Raw genomic sequence first — 20,399 nt, forward strand, 5'->3', positions numbered from 1 at the left:
GACGCTACGGGTGCCCGCCCGTCGGCGCAATGCGAAGTCATTCAGAAATACCCGAAATCCGGAGCATTTCTCGCCGCACCGCCGAGCAGCCGGAAGGCGTAGTCGGCAACCGAACGGAAACAGAGAACCTCTGCCTCCTCCTCCGAGATCACCCGGATCGCGGCCGCGGTCTGAGCGATCCGCGTCCGCCGCAGGCTGCCCGGTGCGAGCATCGCTGGCGACATGTCCACCGGGGTCAGCCGCGCCAGCGCCTCGCGCATCTGCGGTCCTGTCAGCAGCAGCCGCACCCGCATGTCCGATACATCCTGCACCAGCGCGTGCACAGCCCGCCCGTCAAGCTCGGCCTGAAGCCTTGGTGCGGCCTGCCGCGCCTCGGCATAGGGCAAGAGCAGCAGCAGCTCGTCCGGCGCCATCCACAGCAGCGTGCGGCCGTCGCCGCCGCGCGCCTGCCAGACTGTCGGAAGCGGGCACCCCGCCAGCGCGGCGACAGGCCCGGTGAACGCGGGATCGGACAGATCGCCGCGCAGGGCGATCATCCCCGTCGGGCCCGCCTCGCGCACGGTCAGCGCCCCCTCGGAAGACGCGCCCATGAGCGGGCTGACCGGCTCAGGATAGCTCTCAGACATCGTTCCTTGCCCCCTCGGCATCGTAGAAGACCGGGCTCACGATCGTCGCCGTGAGCGTTGTCTTCGCCTCGTCGGCCGCGTCGTAATCGTCGGTGGTGAAGGTCAGTTCCTCGCCGATGCGCTGCGGCCCGTCCAGCACCAGCGCCATGGCGATGCCACGCCCCAGCGTCGGCGAGAAGTAGGACGAGGTCACCCGGCCCTGCGTGTTGCGCTGGCCGTTGGCGTTCTTGCCGGGTGCCAGCGCCAGCGCCCCCGTGGGCAGCACGCCGCCATCGGGGGTTTGCAGCCCGACCAGCTTCCAGCGGTTCGGATCGGCCATGTGCACGCGCTCCTGCGCCCGCTTGCCGAGGAAGTCCTCTTTCTTTTTTGAAATCGCCCAGCCAAGGTTCAGGTCCTGCGGGATCACCGTGCCGTCGGTCTCGTCGCCGATCATGATGAAGCCCTTCTCGGCCCGCATCACGTGCAGCGCCTCGGTGCCGTAGGGCGTGACGTCCCATTCGGCGCCGAGTTCGAGCAATTTGCCCCAGAAGGCGCGCCCGAGGTTCGCCGGAACCGCCACCTCGTAGCTCAGCTCGCCCGAGAAGGAGATCCGGTAGACCCGCGCCGGGAAACCGCCAAGCGTGCCCTCGGCGAAAGTCATGAAGGGCAGCACCTCGCGGCTGAGGTCCATGCCGCCGAGCTTTTCCAGCAGCCTGCGCGCCTCGGGTCCGACAACCGCGACCTGCGCGTATTGCTCGGTGATGTTGGCGGTGTAGACTCGCCAGTCAAACCATTCACATTGCAGCCAGTCTTCCATGTGAGCATGGATGCGTTCGGCACCGCCGGTGGTGGTGTGACAGAGCCAGCTGTCCTCGGACAGGCGTGCGACGACCCCGTCGTCGATCAGGAAGCCATTCTCGTTGCACATCAGCCCGTACCGGCATTTCCCGAGCGGCAGCGTGCTCATCATGTTGGTATAGAGCATGTCGAGGAAGCGCCCCGCGTCCGGCCCCTTCACCACGATCTTGCCAAGCGTCGAGGCGTCGAGCAGCCCGAGGCTGCGGCGGGTGGCGAGGATCTCTCGGTTCACCGCCATCTCGGTGGTCTCGCCCGGACGGCGGTAGCAATAGGGTCTGCGCCAATGCCCGACAGGTTCCCATTGCGCCCCATTGGCGTCATGCCAGGCGTCCATCGGCGTGCGCCGCAGCGGCTGGAACAGCGCGCCGCGGGCCTCGCCGGTGATCGCGCCGAATGAGATCGGCGTGTAGGGCGGCCGGAAGGTGGTGGTGCCGACCTGCGGGATCGGCTCACCCAACGCATCAGAAAGAACCGCAAGTCCATTGATATTGCTGAGTTTACCCTGATCCGTGGCCATGCCGAGCGTGGTATAGCGCTTGGCGTGTTCGACGCTTTCGTAGCCCTCGCGCGCGGCGAGTTGCAGGTCAGAGACCTTTACGTCGTTCTGATAGTCGAGGAAGGCTTTCATGCGCAGGTCGGGCGTCGCCCTGGCAGGCACGATCCACAGCGGCATGAGCGCGGACTCGGCGACCTCCTGCCCCAGCGGCACGCGGATATCGCCGACCTCACACCCAACTTTAAGAGCCGCGCTTTTTCCTGCCTTCACCGCATCTTGCAGCAAGTTCCTCAGCGTCAACTCGCCATTCGCAGAGCCGGCGGGGACTACCATGGCCTGCCCATCGGCACCGGTCGGCGGGCGCGCGGGATCGGGGCGGAAGAAGGCCCCCGCCTCGTCCCAGCGCAGCTTGCCGCCGCAATGCGACCAGAGATGCACCACCGGTGACCAGCCGCCGGACATGGCCACCGCGTCGCAGGGGATGTCCTCGAGCACGTTGCCCGTGCCGTCAGCGAGACAGCTGTGCACCGTCCGCACCCGCTTGCCGCCGCTGACCCTGGCGATGGCGCGGCCGGGATCGACGCGGATGCCCTTCTCGCGCACCTGGACCATCAGCGCGCCGCCCCCCATCTGCCGCGCATCGAGCACGCGCACCACCTCGACCCCGGCCTCCGCCAGCACCAGCGCCGTGCGATAGCCGTCGTCGTTGTTGGTCACCAGCACCACGCGCTGGCCCGGTGTCACACCGTAGTTGACCACGTAATCGCGCATCGCCGAAGCCAGCATGACCCCCGGCACATCATTGCCCGCGAAGCTCAGCGGGCGTTCGATGGCACCGGTCGCGGTGACGATCTGCCGGGCGCGGATGCGCCAGAGCCGGTGGCGGGGCCCGATGCTGCCCGGTGCGTGGTCGGTCAGCCGCTCGTAGCCAAGCACATAGCCATGGTCCTGCACCGCAGCGCCCATGCAGCGCGCGATGCGGCGCAGGTTGGGCAGCGCGTCAAGCGCGCCGAGGGTCTTCTCGACCCACTCCTCCGTAGAAACTCCGTCAATCGTGCCGCCATCGACCGGCGCGCGGCCGCCCCAATGCGCCGACTGCTCGATCAGCAAAACCTGCGCGCCGCTTTCGGCCGCGACCTTCGCCGCTTGAAGCCCGGCGACGCCGCCCCCGATCACCAGCACGTCCACATGGACATGGAAATGCTCGTAGGTGTCGGCATCGCGGCTTTCCGGGTGCGGCGCCTTGCCGAGACCGGCGGCGCGGCGGATGACCGGCTCGTAGAGGTGTTTCCAGAACGCGCGCGGCCAGAGGAAGGTCTTGTAGTAGAACCCCGCCGGCAGGACGCGCGAGAGCGCCGCGTTCACCGCACCGACATCCTGCTCGAGGCTTGGCCAGCGGTTCTGGCTCTCGGCGGTCAGCCCGTCGAAAAGCTCGGTGGTTGTGGCGCGCTGGTTCGGCTCGAAGCGCGGGCCGGTGCCGAGCCCGACCAGCGCGTTCGGCTCCTCGGCGCCCGAGGCGACCACGCCGCGCGGGCGGTGATACTTGAAACTGCGCCCGACCAGCAGGCGGTCGTTGGCGAGCAGCGCCGAGGCGAGCGTGTCGCCGGGATGGGCGCTCATCGACTCGCCGTCGAAGGTGAAGCGGATCTTGCGCGTGCGGTCGAGGAAGCGGCCGCCGCCGGCCAGACGGGTACTCATCTGCGGAACCTCGTGCACGTGGACCCGGCGGCGTCCCCGGTGGCGGGGCCCTGCGCGGGCGTATTTGGAAAGAGAAGAAGGCTCATGCGGGCACCTGCCAATCGGGGTGACGGGCGCGGATGCGGGCGATGATCTCCTCGGGCGGCTGCGGCAGGCGCGCGGCATAGGTGCCGTAGACCTCCATAGTCACGCTGTCGCGCGCGGCGAGGAACCACTTGCCGCAGCCATAGGCGTGGCGCCAGCGTTCCAGCACCGGGCCCTTGGCCGCGTGGCGGTTGAACAGGTAGCCCTCGAACTCGGCGTCGCTGCTGCCGGGACCAAAGCGTTTCAGATGCGCCTCGCCGCCGGGGGCGAGCTCGATCTCCGCGGCCTCGAGGCCGCAGCAGGGACAGGGGAGGATCAGCATCGGATTGCTCCGTTTCGGGGGGTGGGCGCCGGGCACGCAAAAGGCCCGGCCACCGCTGCGGGGCCGGGCCTTCCAGTGAGGCTGGACGTCGCGCCGGGGACGGCGCGGCGCGGGTCAGTTGCCGCCGTTGGTCGTGTCGGTTGCGGCACCATCGGCCGGGGCCGTCTCGACGGGTGCGGCATCGCTCGGAGCGGCCTCGGGAGCGGTTTCGACCGGAGCTGCGGGCTCGGCCGGAGCGGTCTCGACCGGGGCTGCGCCGGCATCGGGTGCGCTGCCGTCCTGGATGGTGACGTTGACGTCATCGGCCGGGGCCGGCGCGCTGTCGTCGCTGCCGCCGAACATTGCCCAGGCCAGAACGGCCAGGACCACGACAACGATGCCGAGGATGAAGGCCATGCCGGCGCCGGCGCCGCTCTTCGTGGTGGTCGTGGTCGTGGTTGTCGTGTGATCGCGCGCCGGACGCGACTCGAGGCGGGGATCGCGCGGGGTGCGGGTGTCGGTGGTGTAATCGGACATTTCTCTTCTCCAGTGCATAGCGTGACTGGGGAGAGAACGCGGCTTGGCTGACGGCAGTTCCGGAAGCCCTGCGCCATGCTCCATTTTCCGCCTAGCGATGAGGCAGCGACGGTGGTTCGCCGCCTCAAATCGCGGCGCAAGCGGTAATTACACGCGGATGTCAGCACTGCGATGTCGCAGAACAATGGAGCGGGCCGCACGGGACCTATCCTGAGGGACCCAAGGGCGCATCCCGGCCCAGACGCGCCCGACACCAAGGAGGCCCCATGAGCAGACTTCTGACCCTGACCCTGACCAGCCGTCGCGGACGCCGCTACCCGCTGGAGCTGTTCACCCGCGACACCGAGCTTGCCGAGGAAGGCGCGGTCTACATGCTGCTGCGCCTGCCCGAGGGCCGCGCCGTGCAGGCGCAAATCCTCTACGTCGGCGAGACCTGCGCGCTCGGCACGCAGCTCGAGCGCGACAAGCTGCCCGGCGGAGCCTGGGCGCGGGCGAACGAGCTGGGGTTCGACACCATCGGGGCGGTCGCCCTGGCGCGCCCCGAGGACCGTCACGCCGTGGCGCTGGAATTCATCCAGAGCTGGCACCCGCCGTGCAACGACGGACAGGGCAGCCAGGCCGGTCTCATGGAGCTGGCCGCGCCGCTGCCGGTGACGCTGCCGCGCGGCAGCACCCGCCACTGACGGCGCATATCGGGGGCGTCGCGCGGTCAATGCGCCACCCCGGCCGCGACGCTCTCATCGATGAAGCGGCCCTCGCGGAAGCGGTCGAGCCCGAACTCGGCGGTCAGCGGTGAATGCCCCTTGACCATCAGCTCGGCGAACCCCCAGCCCGAGCCGGGGATCGCCTTGAAGCCGCCGGTGCCCCAGCCGCAGTTCAGGAAGCAGTTCTCGAGCGGCGTCTTCGACAGGATTGGCGAGCGGTCGCCGGTGACATCGACGATGCCGCCCCATTGCCGCAGCATCTTGAGGCGGCTGATCATCGGGAAGGTCTCGGTCAGCGCGCGCACGGTTTCCTCGATGTGCTGGAAAGAGCCGCGCTGCGTGTAGTTGACGAAGCCGTCGGTGCCGCCGCCGATCACCATCTCGCCCTTGTCGGACTGGCTCATGTAGCCGTGCACCGTGTTGGCCATGACCACCACGTCCATGCAGGGCTTGATCGGCTCCGACACCAGCGCCTGCAGCGCGACGGATTCGATCGGCAGCCGGAAGCCCGCCTTCTCGGCCATCACGCCGGAATGCCCGGCGACGACGATGCCGAGCTTGTCGCAGTCGATCTCGCCCCTGCTGGTGGTCACGCCCTGGACCTTGCCGCCCTCGGCGCGCACGGCGGTGACCTCGCAGTTCTGGAGGATGTCCATGCCCATGTCCGAGCAGGCCCGCGCGTAGCCCCAGGCCACGGCGTCATGCCGCGCGGTGCCGCCGCGCGCCTGCCAGAGAGCGCCGAGCACCGGGTAGCGCGGCCCCTCGATGTTCATGATCGGGCAGAGCCGCTTCACCTCGCGCGGGCCGATCATCTCGGTCTCGATGCCCTGGAGGCGGTTGGCGTGCACCGTGCGCTGGTAGCCGCGCAGCTCGTGTTCCGTCTGCGCCAGCATCATCACGCCGCGCGGGCTGAACATGACGTTGTAGTTGAGGTCCTGGCTCAGCCCCTCGTAGAGCGAGCGCGCCTTCTCGTAGATCGCGGCGGAAGGATCCTGCAGGTAGTTCGAGCGAATGATCGTGGTGTTGCGCCCGGTGTTGCCGCCGCCGAGCCAGCCCTTCTCGAGGATCGCCACATCGGTGATGCCGAAGTTTTTACCAAGGTAATAGGCGGTCGCGAGCCCGTGCCCGCCCGCACCGACGATCACCACCTGGTAACGGCGCTTCGGCTCGGGCTTGCGCCAGGCGCGGGCCCAGCCGGTGTGATAGCGTGCCGCCTCGCGGGCGATGGCAAAGACCGAATAGCGTTTCATTTTGATCGAATCCGCCTCTGTTGACCCCAAGGGTACCCCGATACCTGCACGGCCCGCGCCCGGCTGCAACCACCCCCTTGGTGTCGCCACGCCGGATCGGCAGAAACCGCCCGACGCCGCCGCGCCACGCAGGCGGGACGGCAGGCCAAATGCCGCGCCCCTTGCCTCTTTTGTCCCGCGCCTCTCCCGGTTACACAATCCCTGGAACGGGAGAGTTTTAATGACCACATTCTGGATCGTGACCGCGCTGGCGGTGCTGGCCGTCTCGGCGCCGCTGCTCCTGGCGCTTCTGCGCGCACGGACCGAGATCGCCGGGGCCGAGGCCTTCGACCTCAAGGTCTATCGCGACCAGCTTTCCGAGATCGACCGCGACCGTGCCCGCGGCACCATCGGCGAGGCCGAGGCCGAACGCCTGCGCACCGAGGTCTCGCGCCGCATTCTCGCCGCCGACAGCCGGGCGCATCAGCCCGGCACGGGGCGGGTTGGCCGGGGCCCGCGCCGCGTCGCCGCCGTGCTGGTGCTGCTGGCGCTGCTCGGTGGCAGCTACGCGCTCTACCTGCGGCTTGGCGCGCCGGGCTATGGCGATCTGTCGCTCGGCACCCGGATTTCCGCCGCCGAGGAACTGCGCGCCACGCGCCCGAGCCAGGCCGAAGCCGAAGCGGCGGTCAGCGAAGCACCGCCCTCCCAGGCCCCGGCGGAATACATGCAGCTTGTCACCCGCCTGCGCGAGGCAGTGGCCAGCCGCCCCGACGATCTTCAGGGCCAGGCCCTGCTTGCCCGCTCCGAGGCGGCGCTCGGAAATTACCGCGCCGCCTATGCGGCGCAGCGCCAGGTGATCACGCTTCGCGGTGATGGTGCGAGCGCGGCGGATTTTGCCGATCTGGCGGACATGATGGTGCTCGCCGCCGGAGGCTATGTCTCGCCCGAGGCAGAGGCGGCGCTCGACGAGGTGATGGCGCGCGATCCGCACAACGGCGTGGCGCGCTACTACGGCGGGCTGATGATGGCCCAGACCGGCCGCCCCGATTCCGCCTTCCGCATCTGGGACAGCCTGCTGCGCCAGAGCGAGCCGGGCGCGCCCTGGATCCCGGCCATCGCCGGGCAGATGCCCGAACTGGCGCGGCGCGCCGGGGTCAATGACTACGCCCTGCCCGAGATTGCCAGCGCCGCGCTCAAGGGAGAGGTCCCGCCCGCCCTGCCCGGCCCCAGCACCGAGGACATGCAGGCCGCCTCTGAAATGTCCGACACCGACCGCCAGGCGATGATCGAGGGCATGGTCGACAACCTGTCCGAGCGGCTCGCCAGCCAGGGCGGCAGCCCCGAGGAATGGGCGCGCCTGCTGACCGCGCTCGGCGTGCTTGGACAGACCGACCGCGCCGCCGCGATCTGGACCGAGGCGCAGCAGGTTTTCGCCAGCCGCCCCGAGGCGCTGGACACGGTCCGCGACGGCGCCGCCCGAGCCGGGCTCGTCACCGACTGACGTGCGGCAGCTGGGGCGCGGGCCCCGCGCACGGCCTCTTGCGGGCGTCCATCCGCGAGGCTAACGCAGGCAATGGCGTCCCCTGCGAACGTCGTCGCCGGAAAGGTCCTCAGCGTGATTCTCCGCAAGCGCCCCAGTATCCTTGGTCTTTTCCTGGTTCTCCGGGGGTCGGTGATCCAGGTGATCTGGAAACAGCTGCTGCTGGTCATGGCGGTCGCGCTTGCCGTGGTCTGGGCACATGGCGCGCTGCCGCAGGTCGTCGTTGCGCTGGATTTCGCCCCTTTCGGTCTGATCGGCATCGCGCTTTCTGTCTTCCTCAGCTTCCGCAACGGCGCCTGCTACGACCGCTGGTGGGAAGCACGCAAGCTCTGGGGGCTTATGATCCAGACCGCGCGCGACATGGTGCGCCAGACCATCGTTCTTGAGGATACCCCGGAGCGGCGCCAGATCCTGATGGCGCTCGTGCAGTTCGGACATCGCGCCGCCAAGCAGCTGCGCGGCCAGCCCCCCGCCGACAGCGCTGACGCCGCGCTGATCGAGGCCGGGCGCAGTGTCTCGCGGCTGGAACGCGACGGGCGGCTCACCGGCACCGAGGCGCTGGTGCTGCACGAGAGCCTTGCGCGGATGGCGGGCGCGCTGCTTGGCTGCGAGCGGCTGGCCCATACGCCGGTGCCCTTCGCCTACACGCTGCTGCTGCACCGTACCGCCTATCTGTTCTGCATCATGCTGCCCTTCGGCTTCGTGGACGAACTCGGCTGGGCGACGCCGCTCGCCGCGGGGCTGGTCGCCTATGCCTTCTTCGGCCTCGACGCGCTGGCGGACGAGCTGGAGATGCCCTTCTCGCACAACCAGAACGCCATGCCGCTGACCACATATGCCACGGCGATGGAGATCGCGCTGCGCGGCGCGCTCGGCGACAGCGACCTGCCGGAGCTGCCGAAGCCGGTGAACTACCTGCTGACCTGAGGCACCGGCCGGGGTGCAGCCGCCTTCCCTCGCGCGCGCAGCTGCGGTAGGGACATCGCGACACCCCAGAGGACAGGACCGATGATCCAGGAAGACATCGCCGAATTCGCCGCCGCGCTGCCGCCGATGCGCGCCATTGCCGGGCTCGACCTTGGCACCAAGACCATCGGCGTGGCGCTCTCGGACCGGCTGCTGTCCGTCGCGACGCCGGTGGAAACGATCAAGCGCAAGAAATTCACCCTCGACGCCGAGGCGCTCTTGAAGATCGTCCGGGATCGCGAGGTCGGCGGCATCATCCTCGGCCTGCCGCGCAACATGGACGGATCGGAGGGACCGCGCGCCCAGTCCACCCGCGCCTTCGCCCGCAACCTCTCGGCGCTCTGGGACGGGCCGATCGGCTATTGGGACGAGCGCCTATCCACCGTTGCCGCCGAGCGCGCGCTGCTCGAGGCCGACACCTCGCGCAAGAGGCGTGCGGAACTGATCGACCACGTTGCGGCGAGCTTCATCCTTCAGGGCGCGCTCGATCGGCTGCGGCACCTGCGGACCGGCTGATGAGCGGGCCCATCGAAAGCCCCTGCGTGAACATCTGCGTGGTGCACCGCGAGAGCGGCCTCTGCACCGGCTGCCTGCGCACCCTTGACGAGATCGCCGGCTGGTCGGGCTACACCGCCGAGCAACGCCGCGCCATCATGGAGGCCCTGCCCGAGCGCAAGGCGGTGTTGCGCCAGCGCCGCGGCGGGCGCGCAGGGCGGATGAACCGCGAGCGCTGAGGCGCGCAGGGAGAGGCAACCTGCGTGGGTCGGCCCCGGGGCCGACTCCGGGACGGCGCTCAGGCGGCCTCGCGCATCCGCCCCAGCGCCTCGTCCAGCACCTCCGTGCCCGCGCCATCGCGCGAGGCTTTCTCCGACAGGACCTGCCGCCACTTGCGCGCGCCCGGACGGCCCGCGAAGAGCCCCAGCATGTGCCGTGTGACCTGGTGCAGGCGGCCGCCCGCCGCGATGTGCCGCTCGATATAGGGCACCATGGCGGCGACGGCCTCATCCGGCGAGACGGTGGCGCGCTCGCTGCCGTAGATGCGTGCATCGGCCTCGGCCAGCACATCCCACGGCGTGTGATAGGCCGAACGCCCGATCATCACCCCGTCGAGCCCGCGCGCCAGATGCGCCTCGGCCTCGTCAAGGCTCTGCACCCCGCCGTTGATCGAGACGTGCAGCTGCGGGAACGCCGCCTTCATCGCGTGCACGAGCTCGTAGTCGAGCGGCGGGACATCGCGGTTCTCCTTGGGACTGAGACCCTTCAGCCAGGCCTTGCGGGCGTGGATGGCCACCCGCGCGCAGCCCGCCGCGGCGATCTTCTCAAGGAAATCCGGCAGGATTTCTTGCGGCTCCTGTTCGTCGACCCCGATGCGGCATTTCACCGTCACCTCGACATCGACCGCCTCGCGCATGGCGGCGACGCACTCGGCGACCAGCTCGGGGTGCTTCATCAGCACCGCGCCGAAGGTGCCCGACTGCACGCGGTCCGAGGGGCAGCCGCAATTGAGGTTGATCTCGTCGTAGCCCGCCTCGGCCCCCAGTTTCGCCGCCTGCGCCAGTTCGAGGGGGTCCGAGCCGCCCAGTTGCAGGGCCAACGGGTGCTCGGAGGGATCATGCGCCAGCAGGTGCAGCGCTCCGCCCCGCACCAGCGCGGGCGACGTCACCATCTCGGTATAGAGCAGCGTCTGCCGCGAAAGGATGCGATGCAGGTAGCGGCAATGCCGGTCGGTCCAGTCCATCATCGGGGCGACGCTCAGGCGGGCGGCCCTGGGAAGCCCTGAAACCCCTTGCTTTTCTGGCTTTTCCGTCATCAGCATCAAACCTGTCTTCGCTCATTTGGGGGCCTTTTGCCCCCGTTTTCCGGGGTGGTGCAACAGAATGTTGCACCGAATCCGAATTGTGTCACCGCCCCGCGAAGTCTCGCCTTTCCGCCGCGAAGGCGAGGTCTCCGCCGGGTCTGTCGTGAGGAGATATCGAACCTTGATCAAAGGTCCGACCGGCACGTCCGACCTTCGAACCATCGGCAATCGTCTCGCGAAGGGAGACCCGAGTGGGTACCATTTTGGAGCGCCAGACGGAAGACGGCGCAAAGAGCTTCTCAGCGGTGCTCCGCAAGAAGGAAGGCGGCAAGGTTGTCCTCTCCTACTTTCGTCACAGGTTTCAGGCTGATCTGCGGCGCATGGTCGTGATCGCTTGCGAGCGACCGCCGCGCGGGCCGGTGCCACCTCAAACCCTCCGCACCGCGCTTTCGCGGACCTGAGGGGGAAGAAGCTGTTCACGGGCATTGCTCACGATGCTCCATGTTCCTCGGGGGGTGCAGCCTCCGGCAAACTTGCAGCGGTTCAGGGGGACGGCCTAGCCGCCGAGACCCGACAAATCCAGCGCATCGCTGTCCTTCAGCGTCTTCAGCACGAAATCCGAACGGACCTGCGCGATGTCGGGCCGCAGCAGCAGTCGCTCGTGCAGGAAGTTCGAGAAACTCTCGAGATCGCGCGCCCGCACGTGCAGAACATAGTCGGCATCACCCGAGACCGAGAACGCCGCCTGGATCTCGGGCTGGCGCTCGATCCACGCTGAAAAATCCATGTCGGCGGTCTTGGCGTGGGTGCGCAGGTTGACCCGCACCACCACCCGGATCCCCAGCCCCAGCTTTCCGGCATTGAGCCGGGCACGATAGCCCTCGATCACCCCCTCGGCCTCCAGCGCGGCGCGGCGGCGCGAGCATTGCGAGGCCGAGAGGTTCACCCGCTCCGAGAGCTGCGCATTGGTGAGCGCACCGTCCTTCTGGAGCGCGTCGAGGATCAGGCGGTCGTAGCGGTCGAGCGGCATTCGGCGTCCTTCATGCAGAGGCAAGCAATTACATGCACGATTCACGCATAAATTTCGTTGTCGCGCACATCTTGATGCATAGCTCGCGCGTGGCTTGCATGCAATTGCACACCTTTTGCAGCCCCGTCGCGCTATCCTGCTCGAAAGACATACGGGAGTGAGACCATGTACGACGCCGGCCCCATTCATGTGCATCAGGCCATCGCCCAGGCGGTGCGCGATCACGGGATCGACACGATGTTCGGCCTGATGGGCGATGCCAACCTGTTCATTGCCGACCATTTCGTACGGGGCTGCGGCGGCCGCTTCGTCCCGGCCGCGCATGAGGGAAGCTCGGTGCTGATGGCGCTGGCCTACGCGCATGTCGCCGGAAAGATCGGCGTCGCCACGGTCACCCACGGCCCGGCCCTGACCAATTGCGTCACCGCGCTGACCGAGGGCGCGCGCGGCCAGATCCCGATGGTGCTGCTCGCGGGCGACACGCCCGTCGCCAATCCGCGCCACCTGCAGGGCATCGACCAGCGCGCCGTGGTCATGTCCACCGGCGCAGGCTTCGAACAGATGCGCTCGCCCGAGCTGGCGGTGCGCGACGTCGCCCGTGCCTTCTACCGCGCCCGTGTCGAGCGGCGCCCAATCGTGCTCAACATGCCCGCCGAATTCATGTGGCAGGAGGCACCCTATGCCCCCTACGTGCTCAGCGTCTTCGAGACCCGCAGCTTCGTGCCCGAAGGCGAGGCGCTCGACGAGGCGATCGGCATGATCGCCAGCGCCCGCCGCCCGATGATCCTCGCCGGAGCCGGCGCCTACGGAGCGCGTGAGCAGATCATCCGTCTTGCCGACCGGCTCGAAGCGCCGCTGGCCACCACGCTCAAGGCCAAGGGGCTGTTCAGCGGTCATCCGCATGACATCGACATCTTCGGCACGCTCAGCACCCCCGCCGCCTATGACGTCATCGGCAAGTCGGACTGCATCATCAGCTTCGGCGCGGCGCTGCACGAGTTCACCACCGACCGCGGCAAGCTGCTGACCGGCAAGCGCCTCGTGCAGATCGACAGCGACCGCAGCGCCATCGGACGCACCGTGCATCCAGATGCCGCATTGGTGGCCGATGCCGGGCTGACCGCCGACAACTTCGTGCATTGGCTCGACGAGGCGGAGATTCCCGGCAGCGGCTTCACCCGCGAGTTGAACGGGGCCGAGCTGCGCCGCCATCCGCCCGCGCGCAGCAACAAGACCCCCGAGAGCAGCGTCAATTACGTCGCGGCGCTGGAGCGGCTGGAGCAGGCGCTGCCGAAGGACCGCATCCTCGTCACCGACGGCGGGCGCTTCATGACCGAGGTCTGGTGCCGGATCTCGGCGCCGGATCCGCGCAGCTTCGTGGTCACCGCCAACTTCGGCTCGATCGGGCTGGGTCTGCAAGAGGCGATCGGTGCCGCAGTTGCTGCGCCGGATCGGCCGGTGGTGCTGTTTTCCGGAGACGGCGGCTTCATGATGGGCGGGCTTGGCGAGTTCAACACCGCGGTCCGGCTGCGACAGGACATGGTGGTGATCCTGTGCAACGACAGCGCCTATGGCGCCGAGCACATCCAGTTCATCGACCGCAAGATGGATCCGGGGCTGACCCAGTTCGACTGGCCCTGCTTTGCCGAGGTGGCGACCTCGCTCGGCGGCAAGGGCATCCTCGTGCGCTCGGACGACGAGCTTCAGGCTGCGCTCGACGCCATCGAGACCCGCGACCGCCCGCTGCTGATCGAATTGCGGCTCGACCCGAACGACGTTCCGCGCATGCGGATCTGACACCTCGTCGCGGGGCGCGCCATAGCGCGGCCCCCGTTCGCACCGCTTCCGCGCGTTCCGGGGCCGCGCGGAAGCGGCGAGCCTGCCGGGCGGACTTCCCTCGCGCCCGGCAGGGTTCCATCGGGACGGTCATCATGGCCGGAGCCCGACCGGGCCCGCACCCGCAAGAGGCTGCTGCCCAAAGAAAACGATTCACTTCTGCCGTATTTTTGCGCAGTCGGTGCCGGTCCGGAGAAACCTCCGGGCAACGATTTCAATCGCAAGTCTGTTTCGAAGCGCACCATGTCGCATCCAGCCCTCAGAATCGTCGCAGGCAGGATATTCCTAACGCCAGATTGCCGGTTTCGGCCCGGCCTTCGCCCTGCCTTTGCAGGGGCAAGCGGGTCGGGCGGGCAGCACGCACAACCGCGGGGACAGGTCGCGAACCGACCGTGTCTCCATAAGAGACCCGCACGGGCCCCGTGCCCGACCTACGGAGTTCGGCCATGACCGCTGACGCCACGACCCTTGACCTTCTGAGCCACCGCAAGCCCGGCTATGCCCTCGAGCAGGCCTTCTACACCGATCCCGGCATTTTTGCGCAGGATCTCGAGCAGATCTGGTACCGCGAGTGGCTGTTTGCCACGCCCGTGGCGGCGCTGCCGAAGACCGGCAGCTACGTGACGCAGAAGGTCGGCCCCTACCGCGTTGTGATCGTGCGCGGGCCGGACGGGTCGGTGCGCGCCTTCCACAACACCTGCCGTCACCGCGGCTCAGTGATCTGCAAGGCCGCCTCGGGTCAGGTTGCCAAGCTGGTCTGCCCTTACCACCAGTGGACCTACGAGCTTGATGGCCGCCTGCTCTGGGCGCGCGACATGGGCAGCGATTTCGACCCCTCGGCGCATGGGCTCAAGCCGGTGCACTGCCGCGAGCTGTCTGGGCTGGTCTATATCTGCCTGGCCGATGAGGCGCCGGATTTCGACGCCTTCGCCAAGATGACAGAGCCCTATCTCGCGGTTCACGACCTGCGCGAGGCCAAGGTCGCGCATCAGTCGACGATCATCGAGAACGGCAACTGGAAGCTGGTGTGGGAAAACAACCGCGAGTGCTACCACTGCGCCGGCAACCACCCCTCGCTGTGCCGCACCTACCCCGAGGATCCCACCATCACCGGCGTTTCGGCCGATGGCACCTTCCCGCCCAAGGTCGAGGAACATTTCAACCGGCTCGAGGGCGCAGGCGCGCCGTCGCGCTTCCGGATCTCGGATGACGGCCAGTACCGGGTCGCGCGCATGCCGCTGCTCGACGGCGCCGAAAGCTACACGATGAACGGCAAGATCGCGGTGCAGAAGCGCCTCGGCCGGGTGCCCTTCCTCGACGCCGGCACACTGCTGAAGTTCCACTACCCGACCACCTGGAACCACTTCCTGTCGGACCATTCGATCACCTTCCGCGTGACCCCGATCAGCCCGACCGAGACCGAGGTGCAGACCACCTGGCTCGTGCACAAGGACGCGGTCGAGGGCGTGGATTACGATCTGGAGAACCTCACCACCGTCTGGGAACACACCAACGACGAGGACCGCCGCGTCGTCGAGGACAACCAGCAGGGCATCAACTCGCCTGCCTATGTGCCGGGCCCCTACTCGACCACGCATGAAGACGGCGTGAACCAGTTCGTGGACTGGTATTGCGCCACCATGTCCAAGCGCCTGGCACCTGCGCGGATGGCAGCAGAATAATGACGGCGGCAAGCTCCATGCCCTCCGCCGCGGTGCGCTACTGGAAGGATGACGAGATGCTGGAATGCGTCTCGGTCATCCCCGAGGCGCCGAACGTGTCGACCTTCTGTTTCGCCGCGCCCTCGGGCGCCCTGTTCGACTATCTGCCCGGTCAGTTCGTCACGCTTGAACTGCCGGTGCCGGGCGGGCCGCTCTACCGCACCTACACGATCTCCTCCTCGCCCTCGCGGCCGCTGTCGATCACCGTGACGGTGAAGGCGCAGCCGAATTCGATCGGCACCCGCTGGATGCTCGACAACCTGCGGCCGGGGATGCGGATGAAGGCGATGGGCCCGGCCGGGCACTTCACCTCGCATCACCATCCGGCCGAGAAATACCTGTTCATCTCGGCGGGGTCGGGCATCACCCCGATGATGTCGATGGTCACCTACATGTACGACCTCGGCCGCACGCCGGACGTGGTCTTCGTCAATTGCGCCAAGCGTCCCTCCGAGATCGTCTTCCGCGAACGGCTCGAGCATATCGCCAGCCGCATCGACGGGGTCGCGCTGCGCTGGGTCGTCGAAGAGGGCGACCGCTTCCAGCCCTGGACCGGCTATCAGGGCATGTTCAACCAGCTGATGCTGGGCCTCACGGCGCCCGACTACCTGGAGCGCGAGGTGTTCTGCTGCGGCCCCGAGCCCTTCATGCGGGCAGTGCGCGACGCGCTGGCGGGTCTCGGCTTCGACATGGACCACTACCACCAGGAGAGCTTCCAGCCCTCCGTCGAGGAAGAAGACCGCGACGCCACCGAGGGCGACGTGGTGCCCGAGGATGCCAAGGCCGAGGTCAACTTCCTCGACTCCGGCATCGTCCAGACCTGCAAGGAGACCGACACGATCCTCGCCACCGCGCGGGCGGCCGGGCTCAACATCCCCTCGGGCTGCACCTTCGGCGTCTGCGGCACCTGCAAGATCAAGAAGAAGTCCGGCCAGGTGCACATGGTGCACAACGGCGGGATCACCGACGACGACATCGCCGAGGGCTACGTGCTGGCCTGCTGCTCGCACCCGATCGGCAAGGTCGAGGTCGAGGCCTGAGGGCCTCCACTTCCCGGAAATGACGAGGCCGCCGCGAGGGTATCGCGGCGGCCTTTTCTGTTTCCGGACGGCCACTTGGCCTGCAAACCTCATGCCTGGTGCCGGGCGCCCTGACGCCCGGCCACCGCTGTCACCTTACTCTGCCGCCACCGTCTGCACGCCGCCCGGCACGTAGTTGAGGATCGGCGCGAGCCAGCGCTCGACCTCCTCGACCGTCATGCCCTTGCGCACGGCGTAATCCTCGACCTGGTCGCGCTCGACCTTGGCGACGCCGAAATAGTAGCTCTCGGGGTGGCCGATATAGAGCCCCGAAACCGACGAGCCCGGCCACATGGCGTAGCTCTCGGTCAGCTCGACGCCGGTGGCATTGGTCGCGTCCAGCAGCTCGAAGAGCGTGGTCTTCTCGGTGTGGTCGGGCTGCGCGGGATAGCCCGGCGCGGGGCGGATGCCGGCGTATTTCTCGGCGATCAGTTCCGCGTTGGTCCGATCCTCGTCCGCCGCGTAGCCCCAGAGTTCCTTGCGCACCACCTCGTGCATGCGCTCGGCGAAGGCCTCGGCGAAACGGTCGGCCAGCGCCTTCACGAGGATCGACGAATAGTCGTCGTGCTTGGCCTCGAACTCCTTGGCGATGCGCTCTTCCTCGATCCCCGCGGTCACCACGAAGCCGCCGACGTAATCCGGCGTGCCCTCGGGCGCGACGAAGTCCGAGAGCGCCACGTTGGGCCGGCCGTCGCGCTTGGCGGTCTGCTGGCGCAGGGTGAAGAAGGTGGCCACTTCCTCGGCCCGGCTCTCATCCTTGAACAGGCGGATATCGTCGCCCACCGCGTTGGCGGGCCAGAAGCCGACCACGGCGCGCGGGTTGAACCACTTCTCGTCGATGATCTTCTTCAGCATCGCCTGCGCGTCGGCGAAGAGCGCGCGCGCCGCCTCGCCCTGCTTCTCGTCCTCGAGGATCTTGGGATAGACGCCGCGCAGCTCCCATGTCTGGAAGAAAGGCGTCCAGTCGATGTAACGCGCCAGTTCCGCCAGATCCCAGTCGTCGTAGGACTTGGTGCCAAGGAAGCTCGGCGCATGCTGCGGCTTGAACTCCAGCGTCAGCGCGTTGGAACGCGCGGTCTCCAGCGGCAGGCGCTTCTTGGCCAGTTCGGCGCGGGCGTGCTTCTCGGCCACGTCGGCGTATTCGCTCTGCACGTTGGCGACATAGCCCGGCTTCTGCACCGGCGAGAGCAGCGACGAGACCACCCCCACGGCGCGCGAGGCGTCATTGACATGCACCGCCTGCCCGGCGCCGTAGCGCGGGTGGATCTTCACCGCCGTGTGCACGCGGCTGGTGGTCGCGCCGCCGATCAGCAGCGGGATGTCGAAGCCCTGCCGCTCCATCTCGGAGGCGACATGCACCATCTCGTCGAGCGACGGGGTGATGAGACCCGAAAGGCCGATCACGTCCACGTTCTGCTCGCGCGCGGTGGCGAGGATCTTCTCGGCCGGAACCATGACGCCAAGGTCGATGATCTCGTAGTTGTTGCAGGCCAGCACGACGCCGACGATGTTCTTGCCGATGTCGTGCACATCGCCCTTCACGGTCGCCATCAGCACCTTGCCGGCGCTTTCGCGGCCATCGCCGCCGTTCAGGCGCTTTTCCTCTTCCATGTAGGGCAGCAGCACGGCCACGGCCTGCTTCATGACGCGGGCGGACTTCACCACCTGCGGCAGGAACATCTTGCCCGCGCCGAAGAGGTCGCCGACCACGTTCATCCCGGCCATCAGCGGCCCCTCGATGACGTGCAGCGGGCGCTCGGCGGCCTGCCGGGCTTCCTCGGTGTCGGCGTCGATGAACTCGGTGATGCCGTTGACCAGCGCGTGTTCGAGCCGCTTGTCGACCGGCAGCTCGCGCCAGCTCATGTCCTTCTCGCGGCCCTTCGAGCCGCCCTGACCGCGGTATTCCTCGGCGATCTCGAGCATGTTCTCGGTCGCCGTGCCGCCATTGGCGGGCGCGCGGTTCAGCACCACGTCCTCGCAGGCCTCGCGCAGCTTGGCGTCGATCTGGTCGTAGACCGCCAGCTGCCCGGCGTTGACGATGCCCATGTCCATGCCGTTCTGGATGGCGTGGTAGAGGAACACCGCGTGCATCGCCTCGCGCACCGGCTCGTTGCCGCGGAACGAGAACGACAGGTTCGACACGCCGCCCGAGATGTGCACATGCGGGCAGGTCTCGGTGATGCGCTTGGTGGCCTCGATGAAATCGACGCCGTAGTTGTCATGCTCCTCGATGCCGGTGGCGACGGCAAAGACGTTGGGGTCGAAGATGATGTCCTCGGGCGGGAAGCCGACCTGCTCGGTCAGCACCTTGTAGGCGCGCTGGCAGATCGCGACCTTGCGGTCCTCGGTGTCGGCCTGACCCGTCTCGTCGAAGGCCATGACCACCACGGCGGCCCCATAGGCGCGGCAGAGGCGTGCCTGATGCAGGAAGGCCTCTTCGCCTTCCTTCAGCGAGATCGAGTTGACGATCGGCTTGCCCTGCACGCATTTCAGCCCGGCCTCGATCACCTCCCACTTGGAGCTGTCGATCATGATCGGCACACGGGCGATGTCGGGCTCGGCGGCGATCAGGTTGAGGAACTCGATCATCGCCTGCTTGGAGTCGATGAGCCCCTCGTCCATGTTGATGTCGATCACCTGCGCGCCGTTCTCGACCTGCTGACGCGCCACGTCGAGCGCGGCGGCGTAATCGGCATTGGTGATCAGCTTGCGGAACTTGGCAGAGCCGGTGACGTTGGTGCGCTCGCCGACGTTGACGAAGGGGATCTCGGTGGTCAGCGTGAAGGGCTCGAGGCCCGAGAGTTTCATCAGCTTGGGCTGCTCGGGGATGGCGCGCGGCGCGCAGCCGGCGACCGCCTTGGCGATGGCACGGATGTGATGATAGGTCGAGCCGCAGCAGCCTCCGACGATGTTCACCAGCCCGTCGCGGGCGAAACCGGCGACCTGCTCGGCCATCTGCTCGGGGGTCTCGTCGTATTCGCCCATCTCGTTGGGCAGACCGGCGTTAGGATAGGCGCAGATCAGCGTGTCGGCCACCGACGAGAGCTCGGCGAGGTGCGGGCGCATGGCGTTGGCCCCGAGCGCGCAGTTCAGACCGATGGTCAGCGGCTCGGCATGGCGCACCGAATGCCAGAAGGCGGTCGGCGTCTGACCCGAGAGCGTCCGGCCCGAAAGGTCGGTGATCGTGCCCGAGATCATCACCGGCAGCCGCTCGCCGCGCTCGGAGAAGACCTCCTCGCAGGCGAAGATCGCGGCCTTGGCGTTGAGCGTGTCGAAGATCGTCTCGATCAGCAGGATGTCGACGCCGCCGTCGATCAGCGCCCGCGCCTGCTGGGCATAGGCCTCGCGCAGCTGGTCGAAGGTCACGGCGCGGTAGCCGGGGTTGTTCACGTCGGGGCTGATCGAGGCGGTGCGGTTGGTCGGCCCGAGCGCGCCGGCGACGAAGCGCGCGCGCCCGTCCTCGGCCTCGGCCCGGTCCATCGCCTTGCGCGCCAGCCGCGCGCCCTCGAAGTTCAGGTCATAGACCGCCGCCTGCATGTCGTAATCGGCCTGCGCGATGGTGGTCGACGAGAAGGTGTTGGTCTCGGCGATATCCGCGCCGGCCATGGCGTACTGGTAGTGGATTTCCTCGATCGCCTCGGGGCGCGTCAGGTTCAGCAGGTCGTTGTTGCCCTGCTGCGGCTTGTCGGACGCATGCGGCAGGTGGCAGCTGCAGGCGCCGCCGCCGCAGCCCTGGAAGTCGCCCTCCGAAAGGCCGAGCTTCTGGATCTGCGTGCCCATGGCGCCGTCGAGGATCAGGATGCGCTCGCGCGCGGCGGCCTCGAGGCGGGCAAAGACCGGGGAGCGGGTCGGGAGGGAAGCGGACATGACGGACTCCGGGCGTGGGGCAAGCTGAGAATTGACCCTCTCTACCGATC

Annotated in this window: 17 protein-coding genes; 9 read left to right on the forward strand and 8 right to left on the reverse strand. The window is 68.0% G+C overall.

Annotation, left to right across the window (positions count from 1 at the left end; translation table 11 throughout):
• Positions 1 to 41: 41 nt before the first annotated feature.
• The 4 genes from IQ782_RS14715 to IQ782_RS29785 all read right to left on the reverse strand — a co-directional run bounded on the left by IQ782_RS14715 (position 42) and on the right by IQ782_RS29785 (position 4,579).
• A complete protein-coding gene (locus tag IQ782_RS14715) occupies positions 42 to 626 on the reverse strand; it encodes a sarcosine oxidase subunit gamma (protein ID WP_194135418.1) in 585 nt (194 codons plus the stop codon).
• Complete coding sequence (locus IQ782_RS14720; RefSeq protein ID WP_194135419.1) at positions 619 to 3,657, reverse strand: sarcosine oxidase subunit alpha family protein; 3,039 nt, start codon at positions 3,655 to 3,657, stop codon at positions 619 to 621. Before IQ782_RS14720 ends, IQ782_RS14715 begins: the two co-directional genes overlap by 8 nt.
• Positions 3,658 to 3,739: 82 nt before the next feature.
• Entirely contained in the window at positions 3,740 to 4,063 is a 324-nt protein-coding gene (locus tag IQ782_RS14725) for a sarcosine oxidase subunit delta (protein WP_194135420.1), read from the reverse strand.
• A 114-nt stretch (positions 4,064 to 4,177) separates the two neighbouring features.
• Entirely contained in the window at positions 4,178 to 4,579 is a 402-nt protein-coding gene (locus IQ782_RS29785) for a hypothetical protein (protein WP_240989304.1), read from the reverse strand.
• A gap of 266 nt (positions 4,580 to 4,845) precedes the next feature.
• Between IQ782_RS29785 and IQ782_RS14735 the strand changes: the two genes are divergently transcribed.
• The gene (locus tag IQ782_RS14735; RefSeq protein ID WP_194135421.1) at positions 4,846 to 5,262 is read left to right on the forward strand and encodes a hypothetical protein; all 417 of its coding nucleotides are present in this window, start codon (positions 4,846 to 4,848) and stop codon (positions 5,260 to 5,262) included.
• Positions 5,263 to 5,288: 26 nt separating this feature from the next.
• Here IQ782_RS14735 and IQ782_RS14740 read toward each other — a convergent pair whose 3' ends face one another.
• Positions 5,289 to 6,533, reverse strand: coding sequence for a sarcosine oxidase subunit beta family protein (locus IQ782_RS14740; RefSeq protein WP_194135422.1), 1,245 nt, complete (start codon positions 6,531 to 6,533; stop codon positions 5,289 to 5,291).
• Positions 6,534 to 6,753: 220 nt separating this feature from the next.
• Between IQ782_RS14740 and ccmI the strand changes: the two genes are divergently transcribed.
• The 4 genes from ccmI to IQ782_RS14760 all read left to right on the forward strand — a co-directional run bounded on the left by ccmI (position 6,754) and on the right by IQ782_RS14760 (position 9,752).
• Positions 6,754 to 8,013: a c-type cytochrome biogenesis protein CcmI gene (ccmI, locus tag IQ782_RS14745; protein ID WP_194135423.1), complete on the forward strand. Its 1,260-nt coding sequence runs from the start codon at positions 6,754 to 6,756 to the stop codon at positions 8,011 to 8,013.
• A gap of 72 nt (positions 8,014 to 8,085) precedes the next feature.
• The gene (locus IQ782_RS14750; protein ID WP_240989305.1) at positions 8,086 to 8,979 is read left to right on the forward strand and encodes a bestrophin family protein; all 894 of its coding nucleotides are present in this window, start codon (positions 8,086 to 8,088) and stop codon (positions 8,977 to 8,979) included.
• Positions 8,980 to 9,060: 81 nt separating this feature from the next.
• On the forward strand, positions 9,061 to 9,534 hold the full coding sequence (gene ruvX / locus IQ782_RS14755; protein ID WP_194135425.1) for a Holliday junction resolvase RuvX: 474 nt from the start codon (positions 9,061 to 9,063) through the stop codon (positions 9,532 to 9,534).
• Complete coding sequence (locus IQ782_RS14760; RefSeq protein WP_194135426.1) at positions 9,534 to 9,752, forward strand: DUF1289 domain-containing protein; 219 nt, start codon at positions 9,534 to 9,536, stop codon at positions 9,750 to 9,752. Before ruvX ends, IQ782_RS14760 begins: the two co-directional genes overlap by 1 nt.
• A 59-nt stretch (positions 9,753 to 9,811) precedes the next feature.
• Here the strand turns inward: IQ782_RS14760 and dusA are convergent, their stop codons facing one another.
• A complete protein-coding gene (dusA, locus tag IQ782_RS14765; protein WP_194135479.1) occupies positions 9,812 to 10,828 on the reverse strand; it encodes a tRNA dihydrouridine(20/20a) synthase DusA in 1,017 nt (338 codons plus the stop codon).
• Positions 10,829 to 11,067: 239 nt separating this feature from the next.
• On the opposite strand from dusA, the gene IQ782_RS14770 reads away from it, so the two are divergent.
• A complete protein-coding gene (locus tag IQ782_RS14770) occupies positions 11,068 to 11,277 on the forward strand; it encodes a hypothetical protein (protein ID WP_194135427.1) in 210 nt (69 codons plus the stop codon).
• A gap of 95 nt (positions 11,278 to 11,372) precedes the next feature.
• Here the strand turns inward: IQ782_RS14770 and IQ782_RS14775 are convergent, their stop codons facing one another.
• Positions 11,373 to 11,846 carry an Lrp/AsnC family transcriptional regulator gene (locus tag IQ782_RS14775; protein WP_194135428.1) on the reverse strand — a complete coding sequence of 158 codons (474 nt, stop codon included), beginning with the start codon at positions 11,844 to 11,846 and terminating at the stop codon, positions 11,373 to 11,375.
• Between the two features lie 165 nt (positions 11,847 to 12,011).
• On the opposite strand from IQ782_RS14775, the gene IQ782_RS14780 reads away from it, so the two are divergent.
• The 3 genes from IQ782_RS14780 (at position 12,012) to IQ782_RS14790 (ending at position 16,443) form a co-directional block, all read left to right on the forward strand.
• Positions 12,012 to 13,643 (forward strand): thiamine pyrophosphate-binding protein, encoded by a 1,632-nt coding sequence (locus tag IQ782_RS14780; RefSeq protein WP_194135429.1) that lies wholly within the window; start codon positions 12,012 to 12,014, stop codon positions 13,641 to 13,643.
• Positions 13,644 to 14,128: 485 nt separating this feature from the next.
• A complete protein-coding gene (locus IQ782_RS14785) occupies positions 14,129 to 15,364 on the forward strand; it encodes an aromatic ring-hydroxylating oxygenase subunit alpha (RefSeq protein WP_194135430.1) in 1,236 nt (411 codons plus the stop codon).
• Positions 15,364 to 16,443 (forward strand): FAD-binding oxidoreductase, encoded by a 1,080-nt coding sequence (locus tag IQ782_RS14790; protein WP_194135431.1) that lies wholly within the window; start codon positions 15,364 to 15,366, stop codon positions 16,441 to 16,443. Before IQ782_RS14785 ends, IQ782_RS14790 begins: the two co-directional genes overlap by 1 nt.
• A gap of 135 nt (positions 16,444 to 16,578) precedes the next feature.
• Here the strand turns inward: IQ782_RS14790 and metH are convergent, their stop codons facing one another.
• The gene (gene metH / locus IQ782_RS14795; protein ID WP_194135432.1) at positions 16,579 to 20,349 is read right to left on the reverse strand and encodes a methionine synthase; all 3,771 of its coding nucleotides are present in this window, start codon (positions 20,347 to 20,349) and stop codon (positions 16,579 to 16,581) included.
• Positions 20,350 to 20,399 lie beyond the last annotated feature (50 nt).

The sequence above is a fragment of the Salipiger mangrovisoli genome (genome assembly GCF_015223355.1).
In the GTDB taxonomy this organism is placed as follows: Bacteria; Pseudomonadota; Alphaproteobacteria; order Rhodobacterales; family Rhodobacteraceae; genus Salipiger; species Salipiger mangrovisoli.